This window comes from Hahella chejuensis KCTC 2396 (assembly GCF_000012985.1).
Lineage (GTDB): Bacteria > Pseudomonadota > Gammaproteobacteria > Pseudomonadales > Oleiphilaceae > Hahella > Hahella chejuensis.
This window is the reverse complement of the sequence record NC_007645.1, coordinates 5392377-5412747: the sequence shown is the minus strand read 5'-3', so window position 1 is coordinate 5412747 and position 20371 is coordinate 5392377. Positions and strand designations below refer to the sequence as shown.

Genomic DNA, 20371 nt, shown 5'->3' with positions numbered 1-20371 from the left:
TGTTAGTCTAAGTTCTTTGAGTCTAGGAAGCTATCTAGTGTGATTGCTCTACCTGTCGAAAGTAGCTGCCTCATATACTCGCAGCCAGGAAGGTCTATAATAACAGGCTTTGAGCCTAAGTCTATTCCTTCGAAAATTGCCGTTGAAAAGACTCCTATATGATACTCTGAAGTGGCCAATAGTTCGTATAAGTCACAGTCGGTGTGAAATACCACTCCATGATTATTGTATAGCTTTAGAAGTTCTGGTTGATATTTCCATCTATTATACTCTGATGGATGCAGCTTGTAGTGTAGCTGATAACTTTTAAGGAGGTCTATGTTGTATAAAATACATTTTGCTATAGAGCTAGTCAGGGCGCCTTGTGATAAAACTGTTACTTTCCCGGCAGTCTTCTCCAAGGGGCTGTATTTTTGTTTGATCCTATCGAAATATGGAAATCCATAGGGTTTTACTTTACATTTTTCTATAGGGTATTCTATTCTATTCTTCCAGAATTTATTCCATGTGTATATTTCATTTGGGTAGTAGGGCGGAGCTCCAGTAGACTTAGGGTAGCTGTAACCTAAGTGATACTCGCTTATAGTGCCGTGCTGAAGCTCTACTGAGTCTATGTTTAAAGATTTGGCTGCAGAAATAAGAGGTGCATAGTCATAAGCAACTACAAGATAGAGTTTTTTTGGAGACACTCTTCTTAATATAAGCGAGAATAGAAAACGCTCTACTTTAAACTTTATAAAGCTTGATATTAAAATCTCTCTGAAGTTGTGGTTGATCTGAAATTGCTCTTGGAGTGATTTTGCTGTTCTTTTAATTGTATTGAGAGACCTCCGTTTTGACAGTAATATGGCAGGAAGCTTAGAGGCTAGTCCTGAAATCAGGTACACCCAGTCTACATACAGTCGCCTTTCATCGTGTTCTTTTTCAAACTTATTGTTATAAGAAGTGCTCAGTAGTGTGGCGCTTCTTCTTTTTAGTTGTTCTGTAGATAGATAATATGTATAAATATCTACTTTTTGACCGTTGATATCTTTGTGTCGCGGATGCTCAAATATACAGATATCGGATCTAGCTATTGATACTCTGGTGTTCCTTAGTGTTTCAAAGATGTATTTTAAAAGAGACCACAGTCGATCTCTCGCTGACTCTTCTTTCAGGCGAGTGCTGGGGTCTTCGAGTATGTCAAACCGTTGGCATAATGAATAGTATATCTTCATTCTTGCTGCGGCCCAGTAATAGACATCTTCTGTATTGAGGTCAATTAATTGAAGCTTTTTTTCTGCACTCCATATGGCTTGGCAAAGAGACTCAACGGAGTTTATTTTCTTTTTAGTGTCCATGGCATAGGTACGGATTTGTTGACAAAAATGAATAACATTGCAGTGACGACTATATATGAAATGAGTGTGGAATAAGCAGCTCCTAAAGTTCCAATTTTAGGGATTAAGATTACATTTAATATGATGTTTATGGCGCCGGATGAAGCGGAGATGAGTGACAAAGTAGCCGTTTTTCCTTTGTGTACTAAGAAGGGGAATAGTAACTTATAAAGACCATATGAAAAAAAGGAGAGTGAAATAGGAAGTAGTACAGTGTTAGCGTCTATGTAGTTGTTATTAATGAAGTTGTGTATAAAGAATGTTCCTGATATATATGTGAATAGTGATACTGCTAGAAAAATGATGCTCAAAGCGTAAATGTATTTCGTGATTGATAGTTTTTTGGAATCGATGTTTCTATAAAAGTATGGTGACCATGCTAGTATTATTGAGTCAATAATAATGTTTGCAATGGATGCTACTTGATAACCTAGTGAGTATATGCCTACATCGGACTCGCCTAGATAGTGGCTTATTATCAGGCGATCGCTGTACGTAATAATTGAGCTTGAAATAGAGTGGGGTATTAATGTTGCACCAATATAAAGAGCATCTTTAACTTTTGATTTCTGAAACGAAGACAAAGAAAGTCGCAGTAGTTTTGAATTGTATAGGCTAATAATTCCAACAGTGGATAGAGCGGCAGTGGATAGTAGGTTTGCGATAGCTATTCCTTCCCATCCTTGGGAGTATATTGATATAAGTATTATGGATATGCTGGCATTAATGGCAGTCCTGGTAATTTCTGAGAGACCATATTTTAATGCTTTTTCCTGGTTTCTATAAACTGAAAGATTAATTTGGTTTATAGCTAGTAATCCGCAAATAATTGGTGTTGCTGCTAACCACTTAGAGCCAATAGGCTCCCATATGGCTAAATTGGTTAGTGAAATACAGTAATATATGATAGTGAATATCGTTGTTGACGTAATCAGGAGGGCTAGCACACAAGTTATTAGCTTTGCTAGTGCTTCATGATCTAAGGTGTAGAAGTTTCGTGTTATATGGGTGGGCAGGTTAAGCCCAACTATTGGCGTACTGAATGATACAAAAACTTGAAAAATAGCCAGGGCCCCATACTGAGCAGTTGTTAAGTGCTGGGTAAAATAGGGGATTAGTAGAAATGGAATCGCCTTGTTAATTATATTGGCGGCTAAATAAAAGACAGTATTTCTAAGCAAAGGAGAGCTACTCTTGTTAAGTGACCAGAAAGTCATGGTAATTGATCTAAGAAGCTCTTCATAAAATAAAAATGCATACGAAGGTTGTTGGCAACTTGCAATGTTCGTTGATTTTTAGCTTTTTTCTCATATGCTAGATTAGCCTGAATCTCACGCCACAGTTCTGGTTTGGCTCGGTGACTTAGGCCTGATGCTTTGAGGACCTTAGGTATAAGTCCTTTTCCTTCTTCTTCGTAGGCGTTTAAAATCATCCCCCCCATAACATCTTTCATGTTAATAGCTCTACCGTCTTCTGCTAAGAGCAGCGATGGTTTTCCAAGGCTTGACGTGAGTATATGGGCGTGAACTCTATAGCCAATATGAAGTGAGCAGCTACTATAAAGTGATAGCATTTGCTCGGCTGAGCCTGATATGTCTATATACTCTATTTTATGTTCTTTTAGCCACTCTATAAGTTTGTGTTGCTGATCGTATAAACGAACATTAGGGCGGTGCGTATTTAAGAACTTGGGGGTAGTAGAGTGGTGAAAAGCTACTCTTACGGGCTGATCAAGCTCTGTAATCATTTGATATATGATGTCTTTTGTCTGGTGTAGCATATCTGTTTCTTTCGCAAAGTTGACGCCTACTGAAAAGACTATGCTGTTGGGTGATGAATTTTCTGTTTGTGATTGGTCTTCGTTTAAGTAAAACGCAGGGCAGCCAGTGGTGATAAAGTTATTATATCCGTAAGCTTGCATGATAAGTCCTGAATAATAATCTCTCAGGCTGCTTTGATAGCTTTCTCTGTTAATTCTTGTTAATAGTTCATGAGTTTGATCTGTGAGGGGATAATGATGGGGCGCTTCTGGATAAGTGGATTTAGGCTTGGCGCCTATTCCCATTGTAATGATTGGCGCCTTTATGTCATTAAGATTTCTAGTTAATGGGTATATGCATGGATACATTTGAGGTTGCAAGGCTGGGCCGCCCAGAAGAATTAACGCGCAGGACTCGTTGACTAAACGCAAACGTTCTTTGTTTAATGGTTCCCATGCCGGAATGGGGGTAAGGACTCGGTCTGGTCTATATTTATTGAGAAGGTAAAGACCTGCCTTTTTTATCAGATAATCGCCTGAATTGTTTTTGTCGCCGGTGAGTACGACATAGTTGTTTTTTATATTACTCATGAGCGCTATTCGAAATGAGGCCAAGTAAGTGGTTCGTCGTTATTTATGCTCGTCCGCATTTTTTTTCCAATAACTTGATCCCAGAAGATGGGGCTTATACCAAGACCGGGTCGTTTTGCAATAATATCGTTCTCTGTAATGGTTTCACCTGCGTTAATATCTCTTGAGGCATAGATAGATCTACGAGCATTTGCTCTGGCTGACTGTTCTAGAGTCAGATCTTTTACTCCATTGCCATATAAGTTGCGATAAACGATCAGATTTGAAACGAAGTTCTTCAGGTCAGTTTTATCCATTGCATGGTAGTGGTCGTTGCCTGGTAGGCTTTTGTCATAGGTAAAGTGTTTCTCTATAATTAACGCACCAGACATGGCTGCAACCTCAAGAGCTGGCATGCCTTTAAAGGGAGTGACATGGTCTGAATATCCTATGCAGTGGTGTTGAAATATTCTGGAAAGGTAAGGAATCATAGACAGCTGTGCATGCTCTACTGCTGTTGGATAGTTCAGTACACAATGTAAAAGAGCGACTTGTATTGCACCTGACCGTTCAAGTTCCTCAACCGCAAATGCGATTTCAGGTATCGATGCAGCCCCAGTTGAAACAATAACTGGTTTTCTGCAGGCTCCGATTTTACGAAGTAACGGCAAGTTTGTAATGTCTGCTGAAGCTAACTTAAAAGCAGGCATCAGGCTTGATAGAAAGTCTACAGACTCTAGGTCGAAAGGAGTGGAGAGAAAGTCTATACCTATTTTATTACAGAAGAGTGAAAGTTCTATATACTCTTCTTTTCCGAAGCTATCATACTTTTGAAAAAGTTTATATTGGCTCTGAGTCTTCTCTTTGCTTGTATCCCAATAAGCTGGGCTATGTTTGGCTGAGAGCTTTTCCGCCTTATAGGTCTGAAATTTTGCTGCATGGGCTCCGGCCTCTTTTGCATCCAGTATTAAATTCTTGGCTTTTTCTAAAGAGCCCTCGTGGTTTACACCAATTTCAGCAATGATATAAGGGGATAGAAATGTCGGGATAAAACTGCCTATACTAAATTCTTTGCTCATTTTTGTCCTCACTGTTTAATAGATTAAGTATTCTTTTAATAACGAGGGATTTTCCTTTGGTTAAATCAATCTCTTCTAATGATTGAATCATTGATTTAACTCTATCGGAGTTGGCTATCAGGTCGCTGATTGTGTTTTCTAGTTCTGCATCAGTTACTACTGAGTTTAAGCCCATGTTGATTATGCCGCGATTTTTTCCAAGTAAAAAGTGACTGACTTCTCTAGTATTTTGGCAGATAGTAATAGTAGGGACTTTTAAAGAGGCAAGTTCAAGAACAGTTCTTCCTCCAGATGTGATAGCTAGGTCAGAACTGTTCATGTAATGAGAAATTCTTTTTGTGTGTTTTACCAGTTTTATATTCATGTATTCTTTGCTGGTTTTTAGATGGCTGTGAAGCTCATCACTATGTCCATAACCTGATCCAGTAATGATTGTTATATGGATTCCTAAATTTAGAGAAAGGATGCCTTCAAGTATTTTTAGTGCCCGTAGAGTGATATTGTTTTCATCAACTCCTCCAAAAGTTAGTAATATTGACTTTATTATCCCTGTTTTTTCTCTAGGAGGCGTGTAAATAAACTCATCTCTCAGGCAGAAGTAAGTAGGCCCGGATAATATGTTTGGAGAGCTTTCCTTGGCAGGATACAGCGCGTTGAATACGAGGTTTGCAGCTTTCGACCCTGGCCCCAAATCCTCGAAGTTAACTACTTTAATGCTTCTTTCTTTTATCTTTTTTATATACTCGAGAGATGTATCAAGGATGTCGTTAATTACTATATCTGGATTGTGATCAATAACTGCTGATGTGAGTCTGTCTTTTGAGACGGAGTATAGAGGGTAATTGTTTTCCTTTATAAGTCGCTTGGCAATGATGTCATCATTAGTGATGATAAAGGAGATTTCATGCTGCACAAGCTCATTGGCAAGCATTAAGCTTCTGTATATATGTCCTGTGCCGGTGTTTTTGTTTCCAGTGACGACAAAAGTAATTTTTTTCCTTTTTAATATGCTCTCGCATAAAAATAGATCAGTTACTGTATCAATGTCGAAGCTGATATTCGGAGGGGTTATATAAAGAGAGACCTTTTTCCCAATTCTAGTACCGCTCTCTATTATATCTCTTCTACATGCTATTATTGCACCTGTTTCTCTGTACCTGGGGGGGAGTTGTTGCCTGTTTACTCTCTCTGAGTATTCAGGTACATAGTCACAGTTTTCCTTCGTCCAGCAAAGGTGGCGATCATCTGTTGCACTAAGTATTGTATCATAGTCACTGTCATATAATCTTTCTATAACTTTGTCAATATCTAAAGAGCGAGTCAATGGAGAAGTTGGCTGAACTGTTACAACGAGATTGAAACGTAAATTATCTTCTCTTTCAATATGATTGACCGCTTCAATTATTACCGGATCAAGAGTGACTTTATCTCCGCCCAGCGTTGTAGGTCTGTGATGGACTCTGGCGCCAAACTTTTCTGCGAGTAAAGCTATTTCGTCATCGTCTGTACTAACAACAACATAGCTAAGTAGGGAGGAGTTTAAACAGCTATTAATTGCGTAATAGATAAGCGGCATCCCCGCTAATGGTCGAAGGTTCTTTCTGGGAATGCCTTTCGAGCCCCCTCTAGCAGGAATCACGGCAATAGTCTTTTTAGTTTGGGGGATATTACGCTTTACTATGTCCAAGTCCGTACCTTTTTACTCGCAGAAAAGTCACAAAGCTTGCTTAGCATTATAAATGGTGGTGTGTATGCACTGAAGTAACAAGATGTGAATGGGGTATGTAAGTGAGTCAGTGCAGAGATATAGTTGAGATTTGGTTAAAGACATTTCAATAATGCGGAGGCGGCCCCTCTTCCCCATCCTCTGGCAACAGTTCTCTCACGCTCTCAAGCTGTTCACGCAGGTTGTCCAGCTGGCTCTGCAGTTTTTCAATCCGCCTGTCTTGCTGGTAGATTGTGTCGTTGAGCGATGTGATCAGGTCGTCCAGGAAAGCAATCTTGGTTTCCAGATCGGTGACTCGTTGTTCCATTCGTTAGCCCTTAGCCTTAGTCGAACGTCAAATAGCAGCGGGCGGCCAAAAAATATAGGCCATAAGTCATAAAGTTGTACCCGCGTACTACGTAATATATGTCTCGATTTGCTATTATAAGGACTTCTTAGATGATTTCGATTCTAAATCATCGGGAACAGAGCGTTCGGAGAAGCCTTTTTTAATTTTGTCGGTCGCTTTTTAGTCTAGCTGGTTTTCTAAAGATTTCCGCCCGGGTCTATATGCTGACCGAACCGGCGCTCTGATGTTCAGGCTTGGTGGAGGGGCTTCCGATATCATCCATGCCGTATTCGGAATGATATGAAACACACTCGTAAGTCCCGTCACCTCAGCCATTGGGGTGTTTTTTGTTTCAAAATAATTATTTGTAGAGTTAATAAATGAAAGATAATAATTCAGTAAAAATGATGATTGCAGTGATTGCCGGTCTTATTCTTCCTATCGTGCTTGGCGTTGCGCTGAGTCTTTTCGGTATGCAGCCCACATTTTCCTTCATGGCGGACGGCAGTGGATTAACGAGTCTCTTAACTTCTGGCGCAGGAATTGGCGTTTATTTGATCACCGCTGCGCTATTTATTCTGGCTGGTTTTTTGCCGGCGATATTGTCCGGAAGCTCGGAAGAGTCTTACGAGGAAGATAACGCCAATGATGAGCGCGAGTCAGGTATTGTTAAGTGGTTTAATCCAAATAAGGGGTTTGGGTTCATTACTCGTGAAGGCGGTGATGACATATTTGTTCACTTCCGTTCCATTCGTGGTAGAGGGCATCGCTCTTTGCGTCAAGGGCAGAAAGTGAGATTCCGGACAGTGGAAGGAGACAAAGGCCTGCAGGCGGAGGATGTCTCTCCCGTTCGCTGATAGTCGCTTAACCGGCTGGTTTGAAAAGGGCGGTTTAACCGCCCTTTAATCTTTCCAGTTACATTGTTTCTCGCCGTTCTGATTGATTTTCCACCATAGATCCGGCGCATCCTCTTCCTCTTCTTCAATCCAGCCGCTTGCAGAACAGCGCACCTCTTTGTTGAGGGCGGAGAACGCGCTGCGGGCGCAATCCAGGTCAGTTTCCCAGGGCGTAGCGGATGAGTCGAACCAAACGCTTGTGAAGCGTTTGCCGGAAGCTTTTTCAACAATGATGACAGGAATGTGGGCGCCGTTATAGTTGGTGTGGATCTTGTGTGTGTTTCCCTCCACCAGGGGGGCTCCCTCAATCGTAAGGTGTTTTTTCAGCCATTCGCATATATCTGGAATATTGGTGTCCAGGATATAGATTTCGATATCGGGATAGCGGGGGGGATTTTGCATATATCAGGACTCTTTCCGGTTGCCATTGTCATTGGCGAAATTGGATAAACGTATAATAAGTAAGCGAATATAGCCATACGCCGCCATTACCAGGCCAATAATAAGGAGCGCAAGCGCGATCAGGTTGAGCAGGTCCTGAGCCAGTGTGGCGGAGTGCGTCGCATTGGATATCACAAGCGTCGCCATGGCGCTGATTGCCGTGACGCCTCCACACAGAAAACACTGAAATGCGCGCGCCTGATCGTAATCCCGCTTTCGCAATAGCTGCATTAGTCGCTTCATGAAGCTGGGGTATGACGGAGGCATAGGCTCGGCTCCGGCCTGCTAATTATCGAGTCTACTCAGACCCGACTACGAGTAATTCTTCCAGGATATGTTCATAAATACTGCTAAGTTGGTCAATCTCGCTAACCAGAACCTGTTCATTAATTCGATGTATGGTTGCATTGCAGGGGCCTAATTCTACTACCTGCGCGCCGGTTGGGGCGATAAAGCGACCGTCTGACGTTCCTCCGCTGGTGGAAAGAGTTGTGTCAGATCCGCGAACATGCTTGATTGCTTTCTGGGTGGCCTCGATTAATGGTCCTTTACTGGTCAGAAAGGGCTCGCCATATAAGCGCCATTCTATATCGTAGTCCAAGCCATGCTTTTGAAGAATTGCTTCACTTCTTTGCTTGATGACGTCTGCGTTTAGCTCGGTGGAAAAGCGCAAATTAAACATGATGTTAAGTTCGCCTGGAATCACATTGGTGGCGCCAGTTCCACCGTTAATGTTAGAGATTTGCAGGCTGGTGGCGGGAAAGAAAGCATTGCCCTCGTCCCACTTCTCATTTGCTAGTTCCGCAAGCGCAGGCGCAGCTTTGTGAATCGGGTTGTCGGCCAGATGGGGGTAGGCGACATGTCCTTGAACGCCTTTAACTATCAGTGTGGCGCCTATAGAGCCGCGGCGTCCGTTCTTGATGACATCGCCTACAGTATGGGTGCTGGATGGTTCGCCGACGATGCACCAATCAATGACCTCGCCTTTGTCAACCAGGTATTCCACAACTTTGACGGTGCCGTTCACTGCGTGACCTTCTTCGTCGCTGGTAATCAGCCAGCCGATAGAGCCACGATGGTTGGGGTGTTTTTTAACGAAACGTTCGCAGGCCGTCATGAAGGCCGCCAGGCTTCCCTTCATATCTGCGGCGCCTCTGCCGTGTAGCACGCCGTCTTTCACCTCAGCGGCGAAGGGAGGGTGCTCCCACTTTTCTTCTGGTCCTGTCGGGACAACATCGGTGTGGCCGGCGAAAACGACCAGTGGGGCTTGCGATCCGCGCCTGGCCCAAAAGTTTTGCACCTCTCCGAACGGTAGATCTGTTATCTCAAATCCTATGGTTTGCAACCTTTGACTTAATAGTTCCTGGCAGCCTGCGTCGTGAGGGGTGACGGAAGGGCGCTTGATTAGTTCCACCGCCAGTTCCAGGGTAGGAGATAGGGAATCGGTCATGATGCGCTCAACGAGTAATGGGTTGCGATTGAAAATAAGGCGGACGACTGGGAGTCTGTCCGCCTTGCTGCATTCTATATCATACAAGGGACGGGTAGCGCCCCTGGTGCATTGACATCAGTTATTGGCGTGCAACGCTTCGTTCAACTGGATCGCCGTTTTGTTGGTGACGACTTCAATTCTGCCCGTTTCAGAGTTACGGCGGAACAAGAGGTCGTTCTGGCCGGCCAGCTCACGGGCCTTGACGACTTTTGCCACTTCGCCTTTGTCGTCCATTACCGCCACTTTGGAGCCGGCGGTGATGTACAGGCCTGCTTCAACTTTGCAGCGGTCGCCCAAGGGGATGCCTATACCCGCATTGGCGCCAATCAGCGAGTTCTTGCCGACGGAGATGATAATAGCTCCGCCGCCGGACAGTGTGCCCATGGTGGAGCAGCCGCCGCCAAGATCTGAGCCTTCTCCGATCATCACGCCTGCGGAAATGCGGCCTTCAATCATGGATGCGCCTTCGGTGCCAGCGTTAAAGTTGACGAAGCCTTCGTGCATGATAGTGGTGCCTTCACCGACATAAGCGCCGAGCCTGACTCGGGCTGTATCGGCGATGCGCACGCCTTTGGGGACTACGTAATCAGTCATCTGCGGGAATTTGTCCACGGAAAATATGCGCAGGGTTTCGCCATTGGCGCGAGCGGTCAGTTGACGTGATGAGAGTTCATCAATGTCTATGGCGCCTTGTGATGTCCAGGCAACATTGGGAAGTAGTGCGAAAATGCCTTCCAGATTAATCCCGTGAGGTTTCACAAAGCGATGGGATATCAGCTGCAACTTTAAGTAAACTTCGGGTGTGGAAGAGGCTTTATCGTCTGCTTCAATAATGACGGCCACCGTTGGGCGTTTTGAGTCACGTAATGCCTTGGCTGTTTGCGCTTGTGCGGGCAGGCTCGCTTTCTCGAACGCGATGGCCAGAGCCTCCAGCTTTTGAGCGTCAAGCTCCAGTGTCTGGTTGCCGCCGGCGTAGCCCAATGAATCCTTCAACAGCTCTTTTACTTCTGCTGCGGGGTTCCACAAAGGGGCGGCGAAATAGGTTTCAAGCCAGTCTCCTTTGCTGTTCTTGGCGCCTACGCCAATGCCAAATGCCAACATGATAGTACCTTCTTTGCTTAGTGTTTAATGTCTTGGAATGTCTGTCGCTCCGGTGTCGGGAGACTGCGATTCGTTCAGGCGTATTTCTCCAGCTGAGATGGAGTAAAACCTGTGATGACTTCTCCTGACGGCGTCTCGATCACCGGGCGCTTGATAACGGAGCTGTGTTCCGATAGTAATTCTTGTGTCTTGGCCCCTGATTCTATATCAGCCTTATCTGAGTCCGAGAGTTTGCGCCAGGTTGTTCCCCTTTTATTGACTAACGTTTCCACGCCTAGTGCGTTAAGCCAGGCTTCCAGATTGCTCTGGGGGACGCCAGATTTTTTAAAGTCGTGAAAAGTATATTCAATATTATTGGCTTCCAACCACTTTCGGGCTTTTTTTACGGTGTCGCAGTTGCTGATTCCGTACACTTTCAAACTCATTGGTTTATTTTACCTGTTGCTTTACAGTTGTTCCGGTATGAAGTTACGCGCTCGTAATGAGCTGTTCACAGTGACTCTATAAATGATTTGATGCGATGGGCGGCCTCAATGCACTCCTCTACTGAGGCGACCAGCGCCATACGGACGCGTCCCGCCCCGGGATTGACGTCCTGCTGTTCTCGCCCTAAGAAACGTCCGGGCAAAACGGTGAGGTTTTTCTCTGCGTAAAGGCGTTGTGCAAACGCGTCGTCAGGGATTGGCGTTTGAGCCCAGAAATAAAATGCGGCGTCGGGCGCCTCAAGAGGCCAGCAGGGAGCAAGTATCTCCTTAAAGCTGCGAAACTTCCTCACATACTGGGCGCGATTTTGTCGCACATGTTCTTCATCTCCCCAGAGTGCGATGGAGGCGAGTTGCGTCGGGATGGGCATTGAGCAGCCATGGTAAGTGCGATAGCGAAGAAACTCTCGCAGTATGTTCGCATCGCCTGCCACGAAACCTGATCTTAAACCCGGAACGTTTGAGCGTTTTGACAGACTGTGAAATACAACACAGCGGCGATAGTCATGTCGGCCCAACTCGGCGCAGGCTTCCAGTAACCCAATGGGGGCTGCGGACTCATCGAAATATATCTCCGAATAACATTCGTCCGAAGCAATAATGAAACTGTGCTCATCAGCCAGAGCGATCAGTTTCTTTAGTATCTCGGCGGGGATGACGCGACCCGTTGGGTTGCCCGGGGTGCAAAGAAACAGAAGCTGACAGCGTCGCCAAATGGAGTTTGGGACGGAGTCAAAATCAGGGATGAAGCCATTGCCAGCGTCGCAAGGCAAAAAATAAGGCTCAGCTCCCGCCAAGTAAGCGGCGCCTTCATATATCTGGTAGAAGGGATTCGGGCTGACGACAAGGGCGTCCTGAGTGGGAGCGATAACCGCCTGCGCAAAGGCGAACAGGGCTTCTCGGGTGCCATTGACCGGCAAGACTTGAGATTCCGGGTCTACCCCTCCCGCCAGATTGAAGCGCTTCTCCAGCCATCTGACGATGGCCTGACGAAGCTCAGGCTCTCCCTTGGTCGTGGGATAGCGTGAAAGCGCGCTCATATTATTCCGCAGCACTTCCAGGGCGAACTCTGGTGGCGCATGCTTGGGTTCGCCGATGGAAAGCGCTATGTGAGGCAGATGTTCTGGCGGATGAGCGGACTGTTTCAGCTGCGCCAGTTTTTCAAAAGGATACGGCTGTAGACGAGATAGGTTAGGGTTCATATCTTTGTCGTTACTCCAGAGCCTGTCGCCGATGGTGGTCTGGCGACTATAGTTCTTTGCTGTTCTGTTGATCTAATTGTCCGCAGATATCGTCGCGCAATGTCCGGCATAGCTCGGGGTCGCTCAAGGGGGCCCCATCAACATCTGTCAGAACGAAAACGTCTTCTACCCGTTCACCAAGCGTTGCAATGCGGGCTGTGACCAGCTCCACCTCATGCTCCAGCAGGATGCTGCCAATGCGGGCGAGCAGGCCTGGACGGTCTGGAGTGATAATTTCCATAACTGTGCGTTGGTTGACGGTGTCATTGCTGAAGGTGACTTCGGTTGGAAAGTAAAAATGCTTCAACTGCCTGGGAGTGCGCCGCTTGATGACATTAGGGTAGTGTTCCGGATTGCTTAGTTCTCTCTCTAAGCGCTGAGAGATCTGCTTTTTGCTGACGGTTCCGCTCATCTCCGCGTCGGCGCTGCTGACAACAAATGAGCCAAGACTGAATCTGTCGGTGGCGCAGTTGATGCGGGCCTCGGCAATGTTTAAGCGCAGTTGCTCCAGCGTGGCTGTCGTGGCGGCGAATAAGTCGTCGCGGGCGCGCTGATACACCATGACTTGCATGAAGCCTTCCGCTTCGCCGCCTTTGGCGTCGCGAATTAATACTAGCGGCTCAATGGAGTCGCCGTGACGGATGATGGCTGCGGTCTGCCATGCAATTTCGCCTGTGGAGTCCTGCAGAAAGTATTCTTCTTCCAGGGCGCTCCAGATGGCGTCGATTTTGTCGTCGCTAAAATCCTGCGAGTGTAGTATTTCACGCGCCTCAGCCTGAGTATCCGCAACCCACTGACTACGGTCGGGCGGAGTATCCAGGCCGCGGCGGATTGCCCGTTTGGTTTCGCTGTAGAGCTGTCGTAAGAGCGCTGCGCGCCAAGTGTTCCATAGTTTGGGGTTGGTGGCGCTGATATCGCATACAGTAAGGGTGTAGAGATAATCCAAATGGATTTGCGAGTCTATCTTGCTGGCGAACTCATGAATCACTTCGGGGTCTGATGGATCTTTACGCTGCGCTGTCATCGACATCAGTAAGTGGTTGCGCACCAGCCAGGCTACCAAACTGGTATCCCGCTGGCTGAGATGGTGTCTCTTACAGAAGGCTTCGACGTCCTCTGCGCCCAGTTCCGAGTGGTCGCCGCCACGTCCCTTGGCTATGTCGTGATAGATGCCGGCGATATATAAAAGCTCAAGTTTGGGGAGTCGATACACCAACCGGGTCGCCAATGGATAATCTTTGACGCTCTCAGGATTGCGCAGGCGGATCATGTTGCGAATAACATGAATGGTGTGCGCATCCACGGTGTAAATATGAAATAAGTCGTGCTGCATCTTGCCGACAATGCGGCCAAATTCTGGAAGATATTTGCCTAGTACGCCATAGCGTTTCATGGATGAGAGGGTGCGGTGCAGGGCGTGAGGCGTTTTTAGAATCTCCATAAATAGAGAAGTGTTGGCCAAATCGCTGCGGAATTTATCGTCTATAAGGTGTCGGTGCGCTCTGATTGCCCGTATGGTGTTGGCGCGAATACCTCTGACCTGGGGGCTTTGCGCCATCAGCAGAAAAACTTCCACCAGTGCGAAAGGCTGGTACGCGAACGTCTGGTTGTTAATGGCTTCAATATAGTCGTTGCGGATATGGAAGCGCCTGTTGAGCGGCACGATGACCTCTTCATCGTCCGCATGCAGGATAATTTCGTCAAAGTATTGCAATACCACGTCGTTAAGCTCGCCTAGCGCCATGGCGTAGCGGTAATACTCCTGCATCATCTGCTCGACGCCGAGACCTTCTTCACGGTCGACATAGCCCAGTAGATTGGCCAGTGAGCGTTGGTGGTCGAAAAGCAATCTGTTCTCGTTGCGTCCCGCCAGCATTTGCAGGCCGTATCTTAGGCGCCACAGGTAGGCCTCGCCTTCGCGCAAAGTATTGTATTCATCAGCGGTCAGGAAATCGTAAGCCGTTTCGCTGTCACTGTTTTCATTGCAGAAATGGCGTTTGGTGATCCAGCCAATGGTCTGAATGTCGCGCAGAGTGCCTGGAGAGGTCTTGATGTTGGGTTCAAGATTGTATTCGGTGTCGCCATACTTCTGATGCCTTTCCAGCTGTTCGTCACGTTTGGCGCTGAAAAAGCGTTGGTCTGTCCAGGACTCGTCTGAGTAGGCGCGACGACTGAGCTGGTTGCGAAGCTCTGGCGCGCCCGCAAGAGTGCGGGTTTCCAGCAGGTTGGTGGCGATAGTGATATCCGTGGCCGCTTTGGCTATCGACTCTGAGACTGTACGAACGCTATGGCCAATGTCGAGGTTGAGATCCCACAGAAGGGTAATGAACCCCTCAATCGCCGGGCCGAATTCGGCGATGTCGGCGTCGTCATCAAGGAGAATCAGTAAATCAATGTCTGAATGGGGCAGGAGTTCATTGCGCCCGTAGCCGCCTACTGCAAGAAGGCATATTTTATGTGGATCAGACCAGTTTGCCCCCAGCCATAAGGCTTTGAGCACTTGGTCAATGTAAGCGGCCCGGCCGGCAACCAATTCTCTGATCGGGGCCCCGGACTTGAACTGTTCGTGCAGTCGCTCGGTGGCGCACTGTAGTGATTGCTTCAGAAAGCCCAGGGCGGGCTTTCCTTCCTTTAGAAGCGTGGCGTAGGCGTTGGCGTCAAATATAAGACGCTGATCAAGCCTGATTGACGGCGCTTCCGTTAATGCCTGGTCGCTTTGTTCAGTCATAAACCGGATTTATTGACTAGAAAGACTCTTCGCTACGCTTGGTAAGTACTTCGTATCCATCTGCGGTCACCAGGATGGTGTGCTCCCACTGAGCGGAAAGCTTATGGTCCTTGGTGACGACTGTCCAGCCGTCGGGAAGCAGTTTACAGTGGCGTTTGCCCTGGTTGATCATTGGTTCGATGGTGAAGGTCATACCTTCTTTGATGATCATGCCTGTTCCAGGCGTTCCGTAGTGCATAACCTGCGGCTCCTCGTGAAACACGGCGCCGATGCCATGGCCGCAGTATTCTCTCACGACGGAATAGTGCTGGCTTTCTGCATATTGCTGGATTACATGGCCGATGTCGCCAAGACGAACGCCAGGCTTGACCAGCTCGATGCCCTTGTAAAGACACTCTTGGGTGACGCGGACCAGTCTCTCTGCGGCAATAGTGGGCTTGCCGACAAAAAACATTTTGCTGGTGTCGCCATGATAACCATCTTTAATTACGGTGATATCTATATTAACGGTGTCGCCGCTTTTCAGTACTTTCTTGTCACTGGGGATTCCGTGGCAAATAACATGATTGACTGAGGTGCAGATGGATTTGGGAAACCCCTTGTAGTTCAGTGGAGCAGGTATGGCCTGTTGAACTTCGGTAATGTATTTATGACAAATTTCATCCAGCTCGCCAGTAGTGACTCCAGGCTTCACATGCTCTTCAATCATTTCAAGCACTTCAGCCGCGAGGCGGCCGGCGACGCGCATTTTTTCGATTTCTTCAGGGGTTTTGATGGTAACTTTCATGCTCGCTTCTGAGGGTTCCAGCTGCCTGCAAGGGCAAAGTGTGATTCTGTTGATTGTAAACGCTGCCGTATTGTAACTGGTTCATGGGGTGATTAAAAATCCGAGTTCTTTGCTAGGCTATCGCTTTTGTGCGTAATTGAGTCGTTTGGCGCTTCATATTGCAGCGGCGTAGCGTGATTTTGGTCTTTAAAAAAATGGGTGTTTGTGGTATAAAGCGCGCCGGATTGAAATGCATCCCGAATTCAGGGGCATTGAAACCATAAAAAACACACATGCGTCGACACATGTTTCGGGTGCCGCTCAAATGCGGTTGGAGCATGGGATGCATGGAGGTTAAACCCAAACACATTAAAGAGTATAAGTTATGTCAGAAGTTTCAATGAGAGACCTGCTGAAGGCAGGCGTTCACTTCGGTCACCAGACTCGTTTCTGGAACCCCAAAATGCGCAAGTACATCTTCGGTGCGCGCAACAAGATTCATATCATCAACTTGGAGCACACTGTACCTGCTCTGAATGATGCCCTGCGATTTGTTTCCAATCTGGCTGAAAAGAAAAACAAAATTCTTTTCGTAGGCACCAAGCGTGCGGCTGGCAAAATCATCAAAGAGGAAGCTGATCGCGCAAACATGCCATATGTCAACCATCGCTGGTTGGGCGGTATGCTGACTAACTACAAGACTATCCGTCAATCTATCCGTCGCTACCGTGACCTGGAAACTCAAAGCCAGGACGGAACTTTCGACAAGCTGACCAAAAAAGAAGTGTTGATGCTGAATCGTGAGATGGACAAGCTTGAGAGAAGCATTGGCGGCATCAAAGATATGGGCGGTCTGCCTGACGCGCTGTTCGTAATTGATGTTGATCATGAGCGTATCGCTATCAAAGAAGCCAACAAGCTGGGTATTCCTGTTATTGGCGTGGTTGACACCAATAGCGATCCAGATGGCGTTGACTATGTTATTCCTGGCAATGATGACGCTATCCGCGCTATCCAAGTGTACGCCAAGGCTGTCGCCGACTCTTGCCTGCACGGTCTGTCCTCTGCGGCGGGTAATGGCGATGAGTTTGTAGAAGTTAACGAAGCAGCTGCTTCCGCCGAAGAAGCTGCCGAAAAGTCAGAGTAATCTTAGGCATATAGAATGATCAAAAAGGGGACGATCTCCCCTTTTTTTTCAATTTTTCTGAACCTGACAAGTGAGGATTAAAAAATGGCGGCTATTTCAGCATCCATGGTAAAAGAACTGCGCGAGCGCACCGGTCTGGGCATGATGGAGTGCAAGAAGGCGCTTGTTGAGGCGGAAGGCGATATCGAAAAAGCGATTGAAGATCTTCGTAAGAGCAGCGGCATGAAGGCGGCCAAGAAAGCGGGTCGCGTATCTGCGGATGGCGTTGTTGCAGTTAAAGTCAGTGATGACAACAGCTACGCAGTAGTTGTTGAAGTGAATAGCGAAACTGATTTCGTTGCTCGCGACGAGAATTTCCTGGGCTTTGTTGGCGACGTCGTTGGCGCGGCCTTTGACAAAAAGTCCGCTGACGTAGCGGCTCTGATGGAATCTGGTCTGGAAGAAAAGCGCCAAGCTCTGGTTCAGAAAATTGGTGAGAACATCAATGTTCGTCGTGCTTCTATGTTGTCTTCCGATGTGGTTGGCGCTTATGTTCACGGCAACAATCGTATTGCCGTTTTGGTTGCTTTGAATGGCGGCAACGCAGAGCTGGCGAAAGACATCGCAATGCACATTGCAGCGGTTAATCCTCAGTTCGTTTCTCGCGATGATGTTAGTGATGAAGTGATCGCTAAAGAGCGTGAAATTTATAAGGCGCAAGCTGATCAAAGCGGTAAGCCTGCAGAGATCGTCGACAAAATGGTTGATGGTCGCATCAACAAATTCCTGGCGGAAATCAGCTTGCTGGAGCAGGCTTTCGTTAAAGATCCTGACGTTAAAGTTGGCGATCTGGTGAAGAAAGCGGGCGCTCAAGTAGTAGCTATGGTGCGCTACGAAGTTGGTGAAGGTATTGAAAAAGAAGAAGTGGATTTCGCTGCAGAAGTTGCTGCGCAGCTGAAAGGCTAATTACTTCTTTTTGTATGAATTTGTGGCGAGAGCGGTATACTCTGCTCTCGCCACATTAGTATCCGGAGGTTGCAAACAGCCTCTCAGCATCTCTTCAACTTGCCAAGCAAGCGTGCAACACAGGTGAAACTACATATGCCCCCGTCTGCTCAAACTCAACCCAAATATAAGCGTGTACTGCTAAAACTCTCAGGTGAGGCGCTCATGGGAGAAGAGAATTTCGGAATAGACCCGAAAGTGCTCAATCGCATGGCGTTGGAAATTGGTCAGTTGATTGGTATAGGGGTGCAAGTTGGTCTAGTTATCGGAGGAGGAAATCTTTTCCGCGGTAAAGCGTTGCAGGATGCAGGTATGGACAGAGTGACCGGCGACCATATGGGGATGCTGGCGACTGTGATGAATGCGCTGGCGATGAGGGACGCGCTTGAGCGCTCTAATATCGCAACTCGCGTTATGTCCGCCATACCTATGAGCGGCGTTGTTGAGCATTATGACCGTCGCCGTGCGATTCGCGACCTGAAAGAAGGCGATGTGGTGATTTTTTGCGCCGGTACCGGTAACCCGTTTTTCACAACCGATTCCGCTGCTTGTCTGCGCGGCATTGAGATTGACGCAGATGTAGTGTTGAAGGCTACCAAAGTGGATGGCGTATACTCCGATGATCCTATGAAAGTAGCGGATGCGGTAAAATATGATCGACTCACCTATGATGAAGTGCTCGAGCGTAAGCTTGGAGTCATGGATCTAACTGCGATTTGTTTGTGTCGCGACCACGGTATGCCTGTGCGGGTATTTGATATGAATAAGGCCAGCGCACTGATTAATATTGTGGTGGGTATGGAAGAAGGTACATTGATAGAGCGAGGGTAAAGCCGTGATTAATGATATTAAGAAACAATCTGAACAAAAAATGAAAAAGTCCATGGAGGCGCTTGGTCATGCCTTCGCTAAGATTCGGACTGGTCGGGCTAACCCTGCGATTCTTGAATCGGTCATGGTTTCATACTACGGTACTGACACGCCGTTGACTCAGATCGCCAATGTAGTGGTAGAAGACGCGAGAACTCTGAGCGTAACGCCATGGGAAAAGAACATGGTGCCACAAATTGAGAAGGCCATCCTGAAGTCTGACTTGGGGCTTAACCCATCTACCGCTGGCACAGTTATCCGGGTGCCAATGCCCGCATTGACGGAAGAGACTCGCAAGGAGCTGGTGAAGACGGCGCGTGGCGAGGCGGAAAACACCAGAGTAGCGATTCGCAATCTGCGTCGTGATGCGAACGCAGACATTAAAACACTGCTGAAAGACAAAGAAATTTCCGAAGACGAAGAGAAGCGTGGACTGGATGATATCCAGAAGCTGACCGATAAGTATATTGCTGAGGTCGATCGCGTTCTTGCAGAAAAAGAAAAAGACCTGATGGCTGTATAGGTCATGACGGGCGGCTGGATGTTGGAGGGTTAAATGTCGACGGCTGATATTCCTTTGGTTGGAACCAGCAAACCTCGCCATGTGGCGATCATCATGGATGGTAATAATCGTTGGGCGAAGCAGCGTCGACTCCCTGGGGTTGCGGGCCACAAAGCTGGGGTTGATTCTGTGCGGGCTGTCGTTGAAACCTGCGCCCGACACGGTGTGGAAGTGCTGACGCTGTTCGCCTTCAGTAGCGAAAACTGGCGTCGACCCGAAGAAGAAGTGGGTGCTCTGATGCGCCTGTTTCTTGTCGCGCTGCAACGTGAGGTTCGTAAACTTAATCGCAACAATATCCGGCTGCGAATCATAGGCGACCGTTCTAAGTTTAATTCTACTCTGCAGCAGCATATGCAGGATGCGGAGGGGTTAACCGCTGGTAATACTGGAATGACGCTAGCAATAGCGGCCAACTACGGTGGACACTGGGATATTACCCAGGCGGCGCGTCACATCGCCGAAAAAGTGGAGCGGGGCGAGCTTCGCGCCGCTGATATTGACGATCATCTGATCCAGCAATATGTTGAGTTAGGTGATCTACCTCCTCCCGATCTGTGTATCCGCACTGCTGGTGAGCAGAGAATCAGTAATTTCCTCTTATGGCAGCTTGCCTATACAGAGCTGTATTTCGCGGAGGTATTTTGGCCTGACTTCCGCACAGAGCAGATGGAATTGGCGTTGGCGGCTTATAGCCACCGCAAAAGACGGTTTGGGCAAACTGACGACCAAGTTGATCGTCGCCTGGCGGAAGACGGCGGGACTCAAGCAGGGCATCCTTCCTCTTTCGAATTCGCCACTAACCCAGCTGCAAAGCGTTAAT

General features: G+C 47.3%; 20 protein-coding genes. 6 read left to right on the top strand and 14 right to left on the bottom strand.

Annotated elements, in window-relative coordinates; genetic code table 11:
* Nucleotides 1-2 precede the first annotated feature (2 nt).
* The 6 genes from HCH_RS23665 to HCH_RS23640 all read right to left on the bottom strand — a co-directional run bounded on the left by HCH_RS23665 (nt 3) and on the right by HCH_RS23640 (nt 6820).
* Nucleotides 3-1340 carry a hypothetical protein gene (locus tag HCH_RS23665; RefSeq protein ID WP_011399008.1) on the bottom strand — a complete coding sequence of 446 codons (1338 nt, stop codon included), beginning with the start codon at nt 1338-1340 and terminating at the stop codon, nt 3-5.
* Nucleotides 1319-2560 (bottom strand): oligosaccharide flippase family protein, encoded by a 1242-nt coding sequence (locus HCH_RS23660; protein ID WP_011399007.1) that lies wholly within the window; start codon nt 2558-2560, stop codon nt 1319-1321. Before HCH_RS23660 ends, HCH_RS23665 begins: the two co-directional genes overlap by 22 nt.
* 32 nt (nt 2561-2592) lie before the next feature.
* Complete coding sequence (locus HCH_RS23655; RefSeq protein ID WP_041598887.1) at nt 2593-3729, bottom strand: polysaccharide pyruvyl transferase family protein; 1137 nt, start codon at nt 3727-3729, stop codon at nt 2593-2595.
* 5 nt (nt 3730-3734) lie between these two features.
* Nucleotides 3735-4787, bottom strand: a complete 1053-nt coding sequence (locus HCH_RS23650; protein ID WP_011399004.1) for an N-acetylneuraminate synthase family protein — start codon at nt 4785-4787, stop codon at nt 3735-3737.
* Entirely contained in the window at nt 4771-6474 is a 1704-nt protein-coding gene (locus HCH_RS23645) for a cytidylyltransferase domain-containing protein (protein WP_083769816.1), read from the bottom strand. The genes HCH_RS23650 and HCH_RS23645 overlap by 17 nt, the downstream gene beginning before the upstream one ends.
* A 145-nt stretch (nt 6475-6619) precedes the next feature.
* A complete protein-coding gene (locus tag HCH_RS23640; RefSeq protein ID WP_011399002.1) occupies nt 6620-6820 on the bottom strand; it encodes a SlyX family protein in 201 nt (66 codons plus the stop codon).
* A 401-nt stretch (nt 6821-7221) separates the two neighbouring features.
* Here HCH_RS23640 and HCH_RS35060 point away from each other — a divergent pair, with 401 nt between their 5' ends.
* Nucleotides 7222-7698, top strand: a complete 477-nt coding sequence (locus tag HCH_RS35060; protein WP_011399001.1) for a cold-shock protein — start codon at nt 7222-7224, stop codon at nt 7696-7698.
* Nucleotides 7699-7743: 45 nt separating this feature from the next.
* Here HCH_RS35060 and HCH_RS23630 read toward each other — a convergent pair whose 3' ends face one another.
* The 8 genes from HCH_RS23630 to map form a co-directional block, all read right to left on the bottom strand.
* Nucleotides 7744-8139 (bottom strand): hypothetical protein, encoded by a 396-nt coding sequence (locus tag HCH_RS23630; RefSeq protein ID WP_011399000.1) that lies wholly within the window; start codon nt 8137-8139, stop codon nt 7744-7746.
* A gap of 3 nt (nt 8140-8142) precedes the next feature.
* On the bottom strand, nt 8143-8409 hold the full coding sequence (locus HCH_RS23625) for a hypothetical protein (RefSeq protein ID WP_041598886.1): 267 nt from the start codon (nt 8407-8409) through the stop codon (nt 8143-8145).
* Nucleotides 8410-8476: 67 nt separating this feature from the next.
* Nucleotides 8477-9628: a succinyl-diaminopimelate desuccinylase gene (gene dapE, locus HCH_RS23620; RefSeq protein ID WP_011398998.1), complete on the bottom strand. Its 1152-nt coding sequence runs from the start codon at nt 9626-9628 to the stop codon at nt 8477-8479.
* A gap of 117 nt (nt 9629-9745) precedes the next feature.
* Entirely contained in the window at nt 9746-10771 is a 1026-nt protein-coding gene (gene dapD, locus HCH_RS23615; protein WP_011398997.1) for a 2,3,4,5-tetrahydropyridine-2,6-dicarboxylate N-succinyltransferase, read from the bottom strand.
* Between the two features lie 74 nt (nt 10772-10845).
* Nucleotides 10846-11196 (bottom strand): ArsC family reductase, encoded by a 351-nt coding sequence (locus tag HCH_RS23610; RefSeq protein ID WP_041598885.1) that lies wholly within the window; start codon nt 11194-11196, stop codon nt 10846-10848.
* 65 nt (nt 11197-11261) lie between these two features.
* Nucleotides 11262-12455: a succinyldiaminopimelate transaminase gene (gene dapC, locus HCH_RS23605; RefSeq protein ID WP_011398994.1), complete on the bottom strand. Its 1194-nt coding sequence runs from the start codon at nt 12453-12455 to the stop codon at nt 11262-11264.
* 46 nt (nt 12456-12501) lie between these two features.
* Nucleotides 12502-15222, bottom strand: a complete 2721-nt coding sequence (locus tag HCH_RS23600) for a [protein-PII] uridylyltransferase (RefSeq protein ID WP_011398993.1) — start codon at nt 15220-15222, stop codon at nt 12502-12504.
* A 16-nt stretch (nt 15223-15238) separates the two neighbouring features.
* Complete coding sequence (gene map / locus HCH_RS23595) at nt 15239-16009, bottom strand: type I methionyl aminopeptidase (RefSeq protein ID WP_011398992.1); 771 nt, start codon at nt 16007-16009, stop codon at nt 15239-15241.
* A gap of 364 nt (nt 16010-16373) precedes the next feature.
* Here map and rpsB point away from each other — a divergent pair, with 364 nt between their 5' ends.
* The 5 genes from rpsB (at nt 16374) to uppS (ending at nt 20370) form a co-directional block, all read left to right on the top strand.
* Complete coding sequence (rpsB, locus tag HCH_RS23590) at nt 16374-17135, top strand: 30S ribosomal protein S2 (RefSeq protein ID WP_011398991.1); 762 nt, start codon at nt 16374-16376, stop codon at nt 17133-17135.
* Nucleotides 17136-17219: 84 nt separating this feature from the next.
* Nucleotides 17220-18080: a translation elongation factor Ts gene (gene tsf / locus HCH_RS23585; RefSeq protein ID WP_011398990.1), complete on the top strand. Its 861-nt coding sequence runs from the start codon at nt 17220-17222 to the stop codon at nt 18078-18080.
* Between the two features lie 135 nt (nt 18081-18215).
* On the top strand, nt 18216-18950 hold the full coding sequence (pyrH, locus tag HCH_RS23580) for a UMP kinase (protein WP_011398989.1): 735 nt from the start codon (nt 18216-18218) through the stop codon (nt 18948-18950).
* A 4-nt stretch (nt 18951-18954) separates the two neighbouring features.
* The gene (gene frr / locus HCH_RS23575) at nt 18955-19512 is read left to right on the top strand and encodes a ribosome recycling factor (protein ID WP_011398988.1); all 558 of its coding nucleotides are present in this window, start codon (nt 18955-18957) and stop codon (nt 19510-19512) included.
* A 33-nt stretch (nt 19513-19545) separates the two neighbouring features.
* Nucleotides 19546-20370 carry a polyprenyl diphosphate synthase gene (gene uppS, locus HCH_RS23570; RefSeq protein WP_011398987.1) on the top strand — a complete coding sequence of 275 codons (825 nt, stop codon included), beginning with the start codon at nt 19546-19548 and terminating at the stop codon, nt 20368-20370.
* Nucleotide 20371: the final 1 nt, after the last annotated feature.

What these genes read in the sequence shown, in the direction of transcription:
- HCH_RS23665 (WP_011399008.1), bottom strand. Translation starts at nt 1,340, where the DNA reads ATGGACACTAAAAAGAAAATAAACTCCGTTGAGTCTCTTTGCCAAGCC.
- HCH_RS23655 (WP_041598887.1), bottom strand. Translation starts at nt 3,729, where the DNA reads ATGAGTAATATAAAAAACAACTATGTCGTACTCACCGGCGACAAAAAC.
- HCH_RS23650 (WP_011399004.1), bottom strand. Translation starts at nt 4,787, where the DNA reads ATGAGCAAAGAATTTAGTATAGGCAGTTTTATCCCGACATTTCTATCC.
- HCH_RS23640 (WP_011399002.1), bottom strand. Translation starts at nt 6,820, where the DNA reads ATGGAACAACGAGTCACCGATCTGGAAACCAAGATTGCTTTCCTGGAC.
- HCH_RS35060 (WP_011399001.1), top strand. Translation starts at nt 7,222, where the DNA reads ATGAAAGATAATAATTCAGTAAAAATGATGATTGCAGTGATTGCCGGT.
- HCH_RS23630 (WP_011399000.1), bottom strand. Translation starts at nt 8,139, where the DNA reads ATGCAAAATCCCCCCCGCTATCCCGATATCGAAATCTATATCCTGGAC.
- HCH_RS23625 (WP_041598886.1), bottom strand. Translation starts at nt 8,409, where the DNA reads ATGCAGCTATTGCGAAAGCGGGATTACGATCAGGCGCGCGCATTTCAG.
- dapE (WP_011398998.1), bottom strand. Translation starts at nt 9,628, where the DNA reads ATGACCGATTCCCTATCTCCTACCCTGGAACTGGCGGTGGAACTAATC.
- dapD (WP_011398997.1), bottom strand. Translation starts at nt 10,771, where the DNA reads ATGTTGGCATTTGGCATTGGCGTAGGCGCCAAGAACAGCAAAGGAGAC.
- HCH_RS23610 (WP_041598885.1), bottom strand. Translation starts at nt 11,196, where the DNA reads ATGAGTTTGAAAGTGTACGGAATCAGCAACTGCGACACCGTAAAAAAA.
- dapC (WP_011398994.1), bottom strand. Translation starts at nt 12,455, where the DNA reads ATGAACCCTAACCTATCTCGTCTACAGCCGTATCCTTTTGAAAAACTG.
- HCH_RS23600 (WP_011398993.1), bottom strand. Translation starts at nt 15,222, where the DNA reads ATGACTGAACAAAGCGACCAGGCATTAACGGAAGCGCCGTCAATCAGG.
- map (WP_011398992.1), bottom strand. Translation starts at nt 16,009, where the DNA reads ATGAAAGTTACCATCAAAACCCCTGAAGAAATCGAAAAAATGCGCGTC.
- rpsB (WP_011398991.1), top strand. Translation starts at nt 16,374, where the DNA reads ATGTCAGAAGTTTCAATGAGAGACCTGCTGAAGGCAGGCGTTCACTTC.
- tsf (WP_011398990.1), top strand. Translation starts at nt 17,220, where the DNA reads ATGGCGGCTATTTCAGCATCCATGGTAAAAGAACTGCGCGAGCGCACC.
- pyrH (WP_011398989.1), top strand. Translation starts at nt 18,216, where the DNA reads ATGCCCCCGTCTGCTCAAACTCAACCCAAATATAAGCGTGTACTGCTA.
- uppS (WP_011398987.1), top strand. Translation starts at nt 19,546, where the DNA reads ATGTCGACGGCTGATATTCCTTTGGTTGGAACCAGCAAACCTCGCCAT.